The 14545-nt window shown below is 53.3% G+C and carries 12 protein-coding genes; 7 read left to right on the top strand and 5 right to left on the bottom strand.

The window, feature by feature from the left end; translation table 11 throughout:
- Positions 1-322 precede the first annotated feature (322 nt).
- The 7 genes from EYB31_RS21155 (at position 323) to EYB31_RS21185 (ending at position 9206) form a co-directional block, all read left to right on the top strand.
- The gene (locus EYB31_RS21155; protein ID WP_131015400.1) at positions 323-1423 is read left to right on the top strand and encodes an amidohydrolase family protein; all 1101 of its coding nucleotides are present in this window, start codon (positions 323-325) and stop codon (positions 1421-1423) included.
- 12 nt (positions 1424-1435) lie between these two features.
- The gene (locus EYB31_RS21160) at positions 1436-2353 is read left to right on the top strand and encodes an ABC transporter permease (RefSeq protein ID WP_131015401.1); all 918 of its coding nucleotides are present in this window, start codon (positions 1436-1438) and stop codon (positions 2351-2353) included.
- Positions 2353-3228, top strand: coding sequence for a carbohydrate ABC transporter permease (locus EYB31_RS21165; RefSeq protein WP_131015402.1), 876 nt, complete (start codon positions 2353-2355; stop codon positions 3226-3228). The genes EYB31_RS21160 and EYB31_RS21165 overlap by 1 nt, the downstream gene beginning before the upstream one ends.
- Positions 3229-3250: 22 nt before the next feature.
- Positions 3251-3646, top strand: coding sequence for a Rieske (2Fe-2S) protein (locus EYB31_RS21170; protein WP_131015403.1), 396 nt, complete (start codon positions 3251-3253; stop codon positions 3644-3646).
- A 46-nt stretch (positions 3647-3692) separates the two neighbouring features.
- Positions 3693-5216: a type 2 periplasmic-binding domain-containing protein gene (locus EYB31_RS21175; RefSeq protein ID WP_165452525.1), complete on the top strand. Its 1524-nt coding sequence runs from the start codon at positions 3693-3695 to the stop codon at positions 5214-5216.
- 109 nt (positions 5217-5325) lie between these two features.
- Complete coding sequence (locus EYB31_RS21180) at positions 5326-7632, top strand: helix-turn-helix domain-containing protein (protein ID WP_131015405.1); 2307 nt, start codon at positions 5326-5328, stop codon at positions 7630-7632.
- 11 nt (positions 7633-7643) lie between these two features.
- Positions 7644-9206, top strand: a complete 1563-nt coding sequence (locus tag EYB31_RS21185) for a glycoside hydrolase family 88 protein (protein ID WP_131015406.1) — start codon at positions 7644-7646, stop codon at positions 9204-9206.
- A 280-nt stretch (positions 9207-9486) separates the two neighbouring features.
- Here the strand turns inward: EYB31_RS21185 and EYB31_RS21190 are convergent, their stop codons facing one another.
- The 5 genes from EYB31_RS21190 to EYB31_RS21205 form a co-directional block, all read right to left on the bottom strand.
- The gene (locus tag EYB31_RS21190) at positions 9487-10593 is read right to left on the bottom strand and encodes a glycoside hydrolase family 88/105 protein (RefSeq protein WP_131015407.1); all 1107 of its coding nucleotides are present in this window, start codon (positions 10591-10593) and stop codon (positions 9487-9489) included.
- A gap of 19 nt (positions 10594-10612) precedes the next feature.
- Positions 10613-11908, bottom strand: coding sequence for a sulfatase family protein (locus tag EYB31_RS21195; protein WP_131015408.1), 1296 nt, complete (start codon positions 11906-11908; stop codon positions 10613-10615).
- Positions 11909-12261: 353 nt separating this feature from the next.
- On the bottom strand, positions 12262-12537 hold the full coding sequence (locus tag EYB31_RS41560) for an AraC family transcriptional regulator (RefSeq protein ID WP_420819463.1): 276 nt from the start codon (positions 12535-12537) through the stop codon (positions 12262-12264).
- Positions 12538-12686: 149 nt separating this feature from the next.
- Positions 12687-12890 carry a hypothetical protein gene (locus EYB31_RS40310; protein WP_165452526.1) on the bottom strand — a complete coding sequence of 68 codons (204 nt, stop codon included), beginning with the start codon at positions 12888-12890 and terminating at the stop codon, positions 12687-12689.
- Positions 12891-12986: 96 nt separating this feature from the next.
- Positions 12987-14522 carry a collagen-like domain-containing protein gene (locus EYB31_RS21205; protein ID WP_131015409.1) on the bottom strand — a complete coding sequence of 512 codons (1536 nt, stop codon included), beginning with the start codon at positions 14520-14522 and terminating at the stop codon, positions 12987-12989.
- Positions 14523-14545 lie beyond the last annotated feature (23 nt).

The following is a 14545-nucleotide window of genomic DNA, read 5'->3' on the forward strand; positions in this document are numbered from 1 at the left end:
ATGAGACGAGGATTATCCTATTGTAAAATCAACACGCTTATCGCTGTCTTCCGCGCAGCCCTAAACATGTGTTGTTTCGTTGTATCACGGCGGTCTGCCAATCACCCCCCTTTGTTTGGGCGCAATTCAGCAGCTCGCATTCGACTCGCTTTTGCAGTCACAAAATGATTTTTCAAGTGCATCCAAAGATTATACAGGCGCCTGTTTTCCCCGCGGAATCCGGGGTTTTAAGCTGTCACGAATTGATTATATGCGGTAAACGGGACGCCAAGTAAGATAAATAGCGAGGCAACCATCATCACGAAAAAAGAGGTGTGAGCAATTGGAGAACCAGGACGTAACTTCTAGCCGCAGAGCGCCGCTGATTGATACCGACGTGCATAACGGAATTAAAAACCCGCGTGATCTGCTGCCTTATTTGGATAAGCCTTGGCATCAGCAGTGGATCGGAGGAGGAACCGGAGTCGGACAGCCTTTCTTTACGCCGGTCGGCGTGCTCCGCAAGGACGCCGTTCCCGATCAAGGCGGCATTTCCGGGAGCGACCCGGCATTTATGGTGAAGGATCATATTGAGCGGTACGGCTTTGATTACATTATATTAACCGGGCAAAACGTGCTGGAAATGTCGCTGAATCCCGACATCGACTATGGCAACGCGGTCATATCGGCTTATAATGATTATTTGATCGACCACTGGCTGTCGGCAGATCCCCGATTCAAGGGCGCCATGGTGATCAGCCATGCCGATCCGCAGTATGCTGCGAAGGAAATTGCCCGTGTCGGCGGGCACCCCGATATCGTCGAGGTGGTGATGTGCAGCGGCGCGACACGGCTGTACGGGCATCGCTCCTACCATCCGATCTACGAGGCTGCGGAAAAAGCCGGTCTGCCGGTCGCCATCCATCCGGGCACAGAGGGCCGCGGCCTTGCAGGCCCGCCTACTCCGTCCGGGTATCCGTCGCGGTACATGGAGTGGCATAATATTTTGCCGACGAATTATATGGCACATGTCAACAGCCTGGTATGCGAAGGCGTATTCGAGAAATACCCCGGCCTGAAGGTCGTGGCTATCGAAGGCGGTATCGCCTGGCTGCCCCACCTGATGTGGCGGATGGACAAGAACTATAAGGCGCTGCGGGACACGACGCCATGGCTGAAGAAGCTGCCTTCGGAGTATATCCGCGAGCATATTTATTTGACAACGCAGCCGATCGAAGAACCAAGCGTACCCGAGCATCTCGTACAGCTGATTCAAATGTGCGGGGCCGAAGACCGCATCATGTATTCCAGCGATTATCCGCATTGGGACTTCGATCATCCGAAGCTGGCGTTAACCGGATTCCCCAAGGACATCCGCGTCAAGGTTCAGGGCGGAAACGCCGCCGCTTTGTACGGCCTGCTGCCGAAGCCGGATACACGGTAAGGAGGCGGACAAATGAACCCTACCAGATCAACCATACTGAAAGATATCCGGCGCGACTATTGGCTGTATATTATGGCCATACCAGGCATTCTCTTCTTTCTGTTGTTTAAATATTTGCCGATGAGCGGCGTCATTATCGCCTTTCAGGATTTCTTTCCGTTTTCGGGATTTTTCGGCAGCCCGTGGGTCGGACTGAAGCATTTTCACCGTTTGTTCAGCGATCCCGATTTCTTCATGCTGCTGCGCAATACGCTGATGTTGTCCGTGTATCAATTGGTGTTTGCGTTTCCCGCACCGATCATTTTGGCCTTAATGCTCAACGAGCTGCGCCGCGAGTGGTTTAAGCGCTCCATCCAGACGCTGGTGTATATCCCCCATTTTATGTCCTGGGTGGTCGTCGTTTCGATGTTTTACGTCATTTTCGAATCGCAGCAAAGCTTGTTTCAATCCATTCTCGAATCGCTTGGGTTCAAAAGCTTCTCCATCATGATGGAGCCAAGCCTGTTCCGTCCGATGTATATATTACAGGTGGTATGGCGGGATAGCGGCTGGGGCACGGTCATCTATTTGGCGGCGCTGGCGGCCATCAGTCCGGAGCTGTACGAAGCGGCGAAAATGGACGGCGCCGGACGTTTCCGGCAAATATGGCATATCACGCTGCCGGGCATCCGCAGCACGATCGTGGTCCTGCTGCTGCTGAAGTTAAGCGATATTTTGGAAACGAGCTTTGACCATGTATTTAACCTCGTTAACGCTCTGAACCGCGATGTCGGCGAGGTATTCGATACCTACGTGTACCGGGTCGGGTTAATTAATGGACAGCTCAGCTACGCAACGTCCGTCGGGCTGTTCAAAGGGGTCGTCGGCCTGATACTCGTCGTATTCGCCAACTGGCTGGTCAAAAAATTCGGCGAGGAGGGCTTGTACTAATGCGGGAACGAAGTTTGGGGAAATATGTGTTTGATGGCGTTAACGCCATCCTGCTCATCCTATTTGCGCTCATTACGATCATTCCGTTTATTCACGTCATCTCGAGCTCCTTCGCGTCGGTTGCGGAATACAATTCGAAAAACTTTCTGCTGATCCCGACCGAATTCTCGATGAAGGCGTACGATTATATTTTCACCACCAACGCGCTGCCCAAAAGCTTAGGCATCACCGTATTCATCACGGTGGTCGGCACGCTTGTCTGCCTGCTGTTTACGATTCTGTTCGCTTACCCGCTGTCCCGGCGGCGCTTTCACTTCCGGCGCACGATCATGTTCCTTGTTGTGTTTACGATGATTTTCCAGGGGGGCATGATTCCCGAATATTTGGTTGTAAAAATGCTCGGGCTGCTCAATTCCTACTGGTCGTTAATTATTCCGCGGGCCATCATCGCTTTTTATTTAATTATCATGATTAACTTTTTCCGGAACATTCCCGAGGAGCTGGAGGAATCGGCCAAAATGGACGGCTGCGGCGATTTGCGCCTCTTGTTCCAAATTATGATTCCGCTTTCGCTGCCGGCGATTTCCACTTTGACGCTGTTTTACGCCGTTTTTCAATGGAATACGTACATGCATGCGATTCTTTACATCAACGATACGGAGAAGTGGCCGATTCAGGTGCTGCTGAGGCAGATTGTTATGGTGTCCCAAGCCGGGTTCGTCGAACAGGGTTCTGTCGAAGGCGAATCGTCGATTCCGCCCGATACGGTGAAGATGGCCGTCATTACAGTGGCTACCGTGCCGATTCTGCTGGTTTATCCGTTCCTGCAAAAATATTTCGCCAAAGGCGCGTTGGTCGGCTCCGTAAAGGGCTAACCGGGTTAGGAGGAACACATCCATGGAGAAATATTGGGTCGCCAAAAAAGCGGAGATTGCCGAAGGCACCTGTAAAATCGTGACCGTCAAAAACGCCGAATACGGCATCTACAACGTCAAAGGCGAATATTACGCCTGGCGTAACGCTTGTCCCCACTTCGGAGCCCCCGTGTGCAAAGGTGTCATCACCGGCACACGGCTGCCTTCGGGCGTATATGAATATAAGCTTGGACGCGACAACGAAATCGTCAGATGCCCGTGGCACGGCTGGGAATTCGACCTGCTGACCGGCGAGCATCTCGTCGATCCGGCCACTAAACTGCGCCAAGGCAAAATCAGCGTTGAGACGGGCGCCCAGGAGAACTTGGAAAAAGCCGATCTGGAGCTGCAGTCGGACGATATTTACATGTGGTTGTAATGGCTTTCAACATAAACCAATGAACTTCAAAAGGGGAGGATGTTTAATGAAAAAGCAAAAAATGTACAAATCATGGGGTCTGCTGTTCAGCTCGGTTCTGGCTGTATCCGCCATACTGTCTGCTTGCCAAACCTCTGGTACCAATCCCGGCGCAAGCTCGGCCTCGGGCACCGGCGGGAACGCCGCTGCGGGCTCAAACTCCGGCAGCAAGCAAGGCGCGGCGGAGCCGGCCGGACCGGCAACCGTGTCGATGCTGAACGTGTACTTGTCCAACACCGCGCCCAAGGCGGACGGACCGATCGTCAAGGAAACGGAGCGCATCGCTAACGCCAAGCTGAACATCACCTACGTGCCGTTTAACGTGTACAGCGAGAAGTTGAACGTTACGATGACATCGGGCGACATGCCGCAGGCGATCATGGTCGAGAACCCTTTTGTCACCTCGATCGTTAACGGCATCCGCGCAGGGATGTTCTGGGACCTTACCCCTTATTTAAACGAGTTCCCGAACTTGAAAAAATACGATCCGCAAATTATGAAAAACCTTTCCGTCGACGGCAAATATTACGTGATTCCGCGCCCCCGTCCGCTCGTGCGGCTGGCGACCATTATCCGCAAGGACTGGCTGGACAACGTCGGCTTGTCCGAACCCAAAACGGTCGACGAGTTCTACAACATGCTGAAAGCGTTTAAAGAGAAAGACCCGGACAAAAACGGCGTCAACGACACGTATGGCATGATGATTTACGAAAACAGCATCCCGACGGAAATATTCGCCTGGTTCGGCGCGCCGAACAACTGGAAGGTCGATGACAGCGGCAACTTTGTCAAAGACGTAGAAACCAAAGAATACCGCGAAGGGCTGCGTTTCGTCCGCAAGCTGTACAATGAAGATTTGATCAACAAAAACTTCGCTATTGTCGTCCGCAACGAAGCGAGAAAAGATCTGTACAACAACAAAGTCGGCGCAAGCATCGAAGCGATCGACGCGGTCGTGCCGTTCTATTACTTCCAAATGCAAGACACGAAAAACTTCTATAAAATGACCGTCAGCCCGCCGATCAACGGCAAAGCATACGCGGCTTCCGGCCATTATGGCGGCGCGCTGATCTCGAAAACAAGCGTCAAAACGGAGAAAGATCTGCGCCAGGTACTGCGTTATTTCAACGCGGTCAATAGCGATGAGGCTAAAGCGGAGTTCGTCAAAGTCGCGCAGGAAAACGATAAGAAACCGGCAGCCGAGCAGTTCAATCTGGACGATCTCAAAAATCTGGTCACTACCGATGCGATCGTGTATCCGACGGGAACAACCGATACCGACACACTGCTGAAAAGCCGGATGACCGAATATGCCGCCATCAGCATCCCGGACCCGTCCAGCGCTCTGATTTCTCCTACGCAAACCGAGAAAAACGAGCAGCTCAAAACCATTTTGACCGACGCGCGCGCTCAGTACATTATGGGTAAAATCGACGATGCCGGCTTTGACGCCGCAGTCGCCCAATGGAAAAAAGTCGGCGGCGATCAAGTGGCCAAGGAACTGGCCGATCTGTACAAAAAAAGCAAGTAAATTCATGGCGGGATTGTACCTTCAAAAGGTGCAATCCCTCATCTTCCTTCCATGAGCTTGTGTGATATGATAAAGATACAACAGCAATATGGCGTAAGCGGAGGACAACATGAAAAGATTGCGGACATCGAGCTTTTTCAAAAAATTAGTGCTGCTCAGCTGCGTGATCGGGATATTTCCCGTTATCCTGCTAGGTTACCTGTCTTTTCACAAGTCGTCCTCCATCTTGCAGGAAGAGGTTACGTCCAGCAAACGCCTGATCCTAAAGCAGAACAAGGAAAAAGTAGAATATTTGCTGAAAACGATCGACACGCTGACGACCCGGACCATCAGCGGGCCTGTCACGACCAACACGATCTCGATGCAGACGGTGCTTGGGTTTCCTTTTGATTATGAATACCAGAACGTGTTCGAGAAGCTGATCTATGAGCTTGTGCAGATTCAGGTGTTCGAGCTGGGGATTCAAGACGTCAACATGATGAGTTACCGGCAAAATTGGGTTGTCGAAGGCGGCGCGATCTACCCGATGAACGGCCGCCCTCTCATCGAAGCCCACGACGCTTACTTGTACAAGCTGCAGTCCATGCTGCAGTCGTACCGGGACGACTCCCGCCGTTCTTATTGGAAGCTGATTCAGGACGACAAGGCCGGTTATGTGCTTAAGCTCATTAAGCATATTCCCTTGAACTCCACCAACCCGGACGGCATCATCACCGTGAATGTGCCGATGCCGGAAATCGGCAAACGTCTGACCGGCGATGCCGACGAAGGCCACACGTTTATCCTTGACGATACGGGCGCAGTGCTGGCCAGCTCCAATAGCGAGGACATCGGCGGCAGCATGCAGGGCGAAAGCTACTATCAGCAAATTGCCGGCAGCGAAGAGCAGGAAGGTTTTTTTGTATTCGACCAGCACAATCAGAAATATGTCGTCAATTACAATCATGCCTTGTACAACAATTGGACGTACGTTTCAATCACGCCTTTAGAGCATTTGATGAGCAAATCGGACGGCATCAAGCTGTATACAATTCTTTTTGCGGCTATCCTGATTGTTCTTGTCATTACAACATCGGTCATCGTTTCGCATCGGCTCTACTCGCCCATTCATCAAATTTACCGTTCGATCCAGCCGGATCGCAGGCAAATGCAGAACAACGAGCTGAATTATATCGGCGAGCATTTGACCGAGCTGACGCGCTCCAGCACAAGGCTCAAAGATGAAATCGGGCTGCTGCACAATCAGACGCGCGAATTTTTCGTATTAAAGCTGCTGCTTGGAGATATGAAGCTGGATTCGGTCGAAGAGCAGCTGGAACAACACGAATTTCCGGCGGGCTGGGACCAGTGGTGCGTGCTGGCGGTGCAGATCGATACGCTGGAGAACACCCGTTATACCGATAAAGACTTGGACCTGATGTTGTACGCCATCCACAATATCATCGAGGAGCTTGTGCCCCAGCCGATGCGGTTAAGCCCGGTCATTTTAAGCCAGGGACTTGTCCTGATTCTTGGCGGCGGACTGGACGAGGAAACGCCGTTTAAGGTGCAGGTGTTTAATAAAACCGAAGAAATCCGCAGTACCGTCAAACAATACTTGAATTTAAAAATCAGCATCGGCATCAGCAGACAATATACCAGCTTTATCTACGCGCCGCTGGCTTACCAGGAGAGCTTGGACGCGTTGGCTTACCGGGTAAGACTGGGCTCGGAATCGATTTTGTTTATCGACGAGGTGGAGCCCGGTTCGGAGCATACGTTTCGTTATCCCAAGGAGCTGGAATTTCAAATTATGGAGGCGATCAAGCAGTCGAATCAGGATCTCGCGAAGGAAAGATTGCATGCGATTATCGCCCATTTTTTTGAAAAGCTCGTTCACCACTACGACTACCAGCATATTATCGGACGGCTGTTTCACAACTTGACCGGGCTTGTTCAGGATGCAGGCGCGTCGGTACAGGAAGTATTCGATAAGGAGATTTTTTCTTCGGATCTGCTGGTGCGCATGCATACGTCCGAGCAGGTCGAGGCCTGGTTCTGGAAGCAGATTATCGAACCCCTGCTCATCTGGACCGAAGAGCGCCAGCGCAAGCAGGACGTCAACATATCCAAGCTGATGATTGCCGAGGTCGAGCAGCATTACGATCAGGATTTGAGCGTTGAAATGTTTGCCGCGCGTCTTCATTACCATCCGAGTTATATCAGCCGGGTATTTAAGAAAGACACGGGAGTGAATTTCTCCGAGTACTTGTCGAATTATCGAATCGAAATTGCGAAGCGCTGGCTTGCGGAAACGGATATGAAAATTGCGGACATCGCCGAAAAGCTTCAATACAGCACCGCTTCCAACTTCAACCGCAACTTTAAGAAAACCGTGCAAATCACGCCAAGCCAGTATCGCGAACAATATAAATAGGGAGCGATAAGATGAGACAGATCAGCTATTTGCCCGCCAGCAGAGTGATTTCATCGGAGGCGCAGCTGCCCGAGGGCAAAAGTATTGCCAGAGGCTGGAGCGCCGTACAAGTCGGCGAAGGGAACGGCCGGATGGAGCTGGAATGGCGGTGCCCGGACGGGGGCGGCCCGCTGGAGCCGAAACGTGCTACCATGGAAGGGAGCCCTGCGGAGGTTTCCAACCCAAACTCGCCGTTGGACCTTTCACAGGGAGACGGACAAGGTGTCGATGGGATCAGCCGGGGCAGCCGCCTGCGGATTACGGTGGCGCTGGATTACCGGGACGCGCAGCAAGTAGAGGTCACGCTGCGCCAATCTAACGTGACGATCGGCGCGATCGATATCCGTTATGCCTACGTATTTCAACCGTTCGAGCTGGCTCTTACCGCGGAGCAGACGGCCGCTGTGCTCAGCGAAGGCTTGTGCCTCACATTGCGCGGCGGCAGCCAGCCCTTATGGGTGTTCGATACGCTGGATGGCGTGGAGGAACGGGTGCTGTTCGCCCCGCATCTGCTGATCGGCGAACCCGAGTCGCATGTGGAGGAAGCCATGCACACGATGCTGTCGCTGTCCTCGCTGCAGCCTTTTGGCTGGATGGAGGGCTGCGTGCTGGACGGGCTGCACAGCTTGCGGGCGCTGCTCGGCGATAGCCGTGTCGACCCGGCGCTTGATCTGCATTTTCGCCAATTTTTTAACGACCGCGGCGATCTGCTGTACGAGGATTTGCACGGACAGAAAGCCGACGGTACGTTTACGACGATTGAAGCGACGTTACCAGTCGCCGTCATTGCGCAGTATCGCCCCGAGCATCCTGTCATCGACAAGGCGGTAGCTTTTTTCAAGGCCAAGGGGATGAAAGACGGCAAAGCCGTTGTGGACGATGACATGGTGTCCGCGGAAGGCTCTTACACCGTCGCTTATCCGCTGGCCGTAATCGCCAAACGCCGCGGGCGCAAAGACTTGGCCGAGCAGGCGATCGCGCAGGTGCTGCTGCGCCGGGACTGTCTGGCGCGGGACCGCCACGTCTACCTGCGTTATATGATGCGTTCGCAGGAGCATACGTTCCGCAGCTGGGCCCGGGCATTCGCGTGGTATTGCCTCGGCCTTGTGAAGACGTGCAGCGAGCTGCTCGATTCGCCGTTCGCCCAGCTTGCAGGAATGGGCGAGCTGCAGGCGGAGATCGCCCGTATCGCTCAGGTCGCTGCCGATTGGAGACAGCCGGGCGGGTTGTGGTCGTGCTTTTTGGACGACGCTTCCACGGGTATCGATACATCCGGCTCGGCAGGCATCTCCGCGGCGCTGGCGCTGGCGGCCAGACGCGGGCTGCTGCCCGCCTCTTATATGGAGCTGGCACGGGACAATCTGCAAGCACTCTCCGTATATTTGACGCCGGACGGGCTGATGAGCGGCGTCGCTCAGCATAATGCCGGAGGCATGGAGCTGCAGCGCAGCGGCTACCGGGTCATCTCGCAGATGGGGCTTGGCCTGTGGACGCAGTTGTATGCGCAGGTGAATGCGGAGCGGCAGCCAGAGTAAGCTCAGACACCGGTCACAGAAGGCGTAGAAAAAACGTCAAGAAATAAATGAAAGGCCTCCTATTGTTTAGATGGTGTCTAACAATAGGAGGCCTATTTCATGCTCGCCCGACGTTTTTAGATCCTTGAGGTTGCTTTTGCACGTTGCCCGAAATGAGCGTTGGGAGTAAGCCACCCCACATTCATGTCTTCATTTCGCACATCACATTCAACCGCGCTCCGAACGCATATCATCCGGCGTCACATCCCCTTCCTCGAACGACTGGCCGCCCCGCTAACGTTTACAACCCTTCGTGAAAAAGCGCTTCCGCAAGCAAAACGATCGTAAGAGCTTGTCCATAAGCGGTCGGCGCGATCGCGATTTTTTTGTAGTCTTCTTTTTCCTTGCCGATCGGCGTTCCTGCGGAAACATTCAGCACCGTGCCGTCTTCGGAAATGTTCCGTAATACGGCGGCAACCGCTTTACGGCAGGGCTCCATATAGCTGGAATCGAGCAGACCCATGCGGATGCCCTTGAGCATACCGGCGGCAATCGCAGCCGAGCCGGAAACCTCGGTGTAACTGTCGCTGTCATCCAGCAGCGTATGCCATAACCCGTCAGCGCTCTGCAGCTGCACCAGCCGGTCAACCTGCGTTTTATAAGTATCGCCGATCAGACGGCGGGACTCCGCCGGTATCGCATCCCGGACGATGTCGAGATATTCGGGAGCGGCCAGCGTGTACCAGCTGTTACCGCGGCACCAGTGGGCTTCGCTGAAGTTGTTTGCATTTTTGAAATCATAACCGTGATAAAACAAACCGCTCTCGCGGTGAAAAATATATTCAATATGAACGGCGAATTGATGATCGGCCTCCGCGATCCACGCCGGATTATTGTACTTTTGGCCCATCTTGGCGGTAAACAGGACAACCATAAATAAAGTATCGATCCAAATCTCCTGATCGTGCAGATTGACCGTCGATTTTGAGGTATCGCCGGAAGTCACGTGCTGAATGCCGTTTTCTTTCGTCCGCGGGCAGTCTTTCTCCACCCATTGCATCCATTCCAAGGCGAGCTTCTCGATTTGCGGTAAATCCATCAAAGTAAGCAGCGGCGCGGTTGTGTTTACATTATGCAAAGGAAGGCCGCGGGCGATCTGCTCTTCAGCCCAATTCGCGAAATATTCGCGGAAATCGCCAAAGCCCTCTTGGTTCGTAAGTTTATTCAGTCCGTACAACCCGATACCTTGCGGCCAGTCCCATTCCTCCATGCCAAAATCCCGCGGATAATAACCGAGCACCTTGCCCTCTTCGGCCAACGCCTTGAATTCGCTTTCATTGTCCGGCCTTTTTAAATTCATCAATTGATTGATAATTTTCTTCAGCTCTTGTCGAATGACTTCCTGCATGATGATCAGCTCCTTCTTTTTACAAAAACGTAGACTCGCGGGGGCTCAAGCTTTCCGGCAAATTGATCCGGGCTCCTGGCGGAAAGGGTACGGGGCCGTTCAGCAGCGGGTCGCCGGTCTCTTCCATCCATTCTTTTAACCGCAAGCTCATCGTTTCATAGACATGCGAATATTTCTCATCCTTCGCCAAGTTGACGCGCTCGACAGGATCCAAAGCAAGATCAAACAGCATTTCCTCACAGTATGCTTCATCCTGCAGGCCATGCTGAAGCATAAACGACTTGGAACCGCCGTCGTCGATATTGGCGAGCGTCGGACGGAACCTGTCGCCAAATCTGCGGATATACTTGTAGCGGTCCGTTCGAACACAGCGCATCGGTTCATAGGCGGCATGGTAAGTGACCTCGGCGAACACCTCGGACCGGACGGAGTCCGTCTTGTTTTGCAGCAGCGGCAGCAGGGATACCCCTTGGGTATGTCCCGGCGCTTCGACTCCTATCATATCATAAATGGTAGGGAGCAGGTCTATATGGGAAACAAGACCATCGACCGCCCTCCCGTTGCTGAAAGAAGGATGTTTCATAATCAGCGAAACGCCAATGCCGGTATCATACAGATTGCACTTCATCCTCGGAAAAGCAGGCCCATGATCCGTTGTATAGATGATCAGCGTATCGTCTTCCAGACCGGACGACCGCACGGCTTCAAGCACAATCCCAACGCAAGCATCCATGGTTCGCGCCGACATCATATAAGCGGCTGTATCCTTGCGATTTTCTGCGGTATCCGCGAGCGGAAACGGCGGAATCACATAATCGGGGTTAATCGTCCCGTCCAGCTCAGGGAAATCCCGATGTGTATTAAACATGCCAAACGATAGAAAAAAAGGCTGCTTTTTGCCGCTCGCTTGAATATATTCGGCCGCCAGCGCCGCGTTATGCAAATCGTCCTTATCGCTGCCCGCCGATTTCGCCAAAATGTGCCTATAGCCGATCGACGAGGCGTCAGCGGCTTCATGCTGAACACCGCATAACACGGTTTCGTACCCGAGGCCTTTCAGTTGGCGCACGACGTGCTGATCGTAGTTGTTAAGGGAGAACCCGCGATGCGCCAACCCTATCATGCCGTTGGAGTGGGGAACCATGCCGGTCAGCAGAGCAGAACGGCTGGGCGAACAAGTCGGTCCTGCACAGTAGGCGTGCCGGAACAAAACGCCTTCCCGGGCAAAAGCCATAACATTCGGAGTAGGAACCGCATGTCCGTACGGTTCGATGTACCTTCCCGTATCGTGAGAGTGCATGTAAATGATATTCATCAAAACATCTCCTCCTCTTTCTTGAAATAATCGGAAGGGCGGCTTCCGATTACGCCGCGAAACACTTCGCTGAAATACGTTGGCCTTATGCATGCAAGTTGCACGCTCCAACGGTCAGGAGCGCCTTTATTTGTCAAAAAAATCGAAGTTATCATTTTTAACGGACGGGAGCGTCTTTATTTGCTCAAAAAAGTCGGGGAAACCCCGATGATAGGCCGAATAACAGCGCTGGTGTCCGCCCCATTAAGTAAACCGCAGATTTGGTTTACATTGCTGCGCGCAGGTCCGTTAGAGAGTAAGCCTCCTAACGTTGGGGATGCACAATGAATCGACAGTCTCACTCAGTCCGTCCGTTATCCATTCGGATGGATTCTAAGTCCGGAACGGGTCGCCACGCATAAAAGAAGCTTGATCATTCCTGTGACGATACTTTGGTCAAGCGACTCTGATCCTGACAACATTGGCCCGTTGCCAGCAGACCCTTCGCCTTCTGAATGCGAAATTTGTTCAAATAGGAGGACAAACGTTTCCCCGGTCACCTTCTTAAACAGCTGGCTCAAATAATTGCGGCTGACGAACAATTGCTTCGCGATATCGGAAAACCTAATTTTTTGGGCATTAGAGAACATAATGTCTTCGGTATTAATGAAGCTCAACGTATTCCTTAACCTGCTGAATCAATTGATGGAACGCTTGCTTAGCTGCGGGAAATATTTCACCTTCTCCCCAAAAAAACGATAACAACCATATTTTCATTATAATCCAAACGGATGGCCTTTCACGGGTTATTTTCGACTTCGCATCCATGCAAAGGCTCATCTATGATGTTCGAGGCTACTGAATAAGTGGACGCTGCATGTGCGAAGTTATTCCCTAGGGTCGCTGGTTGTCTGCGAATTGCTTGGATGATACCCGCTTTATGGCGGGTGAAATTCGTGGACAAAAGCGAACGCTGGCGCTGCTCCAGCATGATTTCACTCACTTCGCTGCTTTTTCAGTGACCTTATGATGTTGACGGCTCCTTATAGGCAAAAAATGGACCCGCAGCAAGAGCTGCAAGTCCATCTTGTTTTTTGAGTTATTTCACAAACATATTTTCTGGAGTCCACGCCATGGTTTGGAAGGTATATCCGGCGGTGCCGGCTTGTCCGCTATTCCCGCTGGTACCGCCATTCCCACCATTCCCGCCGCTTGCTCCGCCTCCGCCGCCGCTGCTTGCGCTCGCAGTTCCGCCCGAAGGTAATCCGGCAGCACCTCCCATTACTAGCAACGATCCGCTGACGCTTGGGCTAGTCTTTGAAATCAGATGGATGATGCCCCCACCTCCGCCCCCGCCCCCTGCAACAGCCGTTCCATTGGTCGAGTAACCGTTTGAACCGTTGCCGCCAATCGCCCTAATGGTACCCGAGATGGCTAGGTTGCCCTTCGCTCCGATTACGATGATTCCGCCGCCTCCGCCACCCGTCCCGGCAATTGTGGGACCGGGAGTTTGCGGATTTACCGCATCGGCGCCGTTCGCATTGATCGAGCCGGTTACATTCAAGGTAACATTGCCTTTTGCAACCATGACAAGCGAACCGCCTCCTTCTCCCCCTGTCGTAGTAGTCAGCCGTTTCCCCGCACCGCCCGCTGCCGCTCCCGGTAAAGTTAATTGCGCTGCTTGCAGTTGGGAAAGCCCCTTGCCGCCAACACCTAAACCCGATTCAGCCAACGATATGCCGGGATGCGGATTGCCGGCGCCGGTATCCTTGGCACCTGTGTCGACACTGATAATTCCCGAAATGTTGATATCGCCCGACGAGCGGATCATGGTGCCGCTTGGAACAATGAGAGTGCCTAAAATATTAATGGAGGAAAATTGTAAGCCTACTCTACCGCCTAGCGAACTGAAGCCGCTAGTTGTAGTTAAATCCGTGGTTGTACCCGCCGGTACATAAAATGCACCATCCGATCCGTCACCATATAGGCTTGCACCTTCTGCGGCCGGGCCCTGCGGCCCTTGCGGGCCTGTTGCTCCTGTCGGGCCTTGCGGACCCATGGGACCGGCAGGCCCCGTCGCTCCTGCAGGGCCAACCGCTCCCGGGTCTCCGGGATCGCCCTTATCTCCCTTGTCTCCCTTCGCTCCTTGCGGTCCCGTCGCACCCGCAGGGCCTATCGCTCCCGGGTCTCCGGGATCGCCTTTATCTCCCTTGTCTCCTTTCGCTCCTTGCGGTCCCGTCACACCCGCAGGGCCTATCGCTCCCGGATCCCCGGGATCGCCTTTATTCCCCTTGTCTCCCTTTGCTCCTTGCGGACCCGCCGCTCCCGCTGAGCCTACCGCTCCCGGGTCCCCGGGGTCGCCTTTCAAGCCTTGCGGCCCTGCTTGACCTGCCGTCCCCTGCGGACCTTGAAGTCCTACTGGTCCTTGGTCGCCTTTTAGCATCAACGTATACATTTTCTGATTTGCCGCGCAGCTGCCGTCCGGCGCTATGAGATTGATTTGTCCATTGTCGCTGACGCAAATTGGAATGGAATCAAGCAAGGTCGACGCAGCTCCTGCTCCTTGCGGATAAATGCCAAATAATAAAAGGCCGATTGCCATCGCTGTTTTCATCATTAACTTTATATTTTTCACGGGTCTCCAGCTCCTCTCGCATT

Source organism: Paenibacillus thalictri (assembly GCF_004307995.1).
Lineage (GTDB): Bacteria > Bacillota > Bacilli > Paenibacillales > NBRC-103111 > Paenibacillus_AF > Paenibacillus_AF thalictri.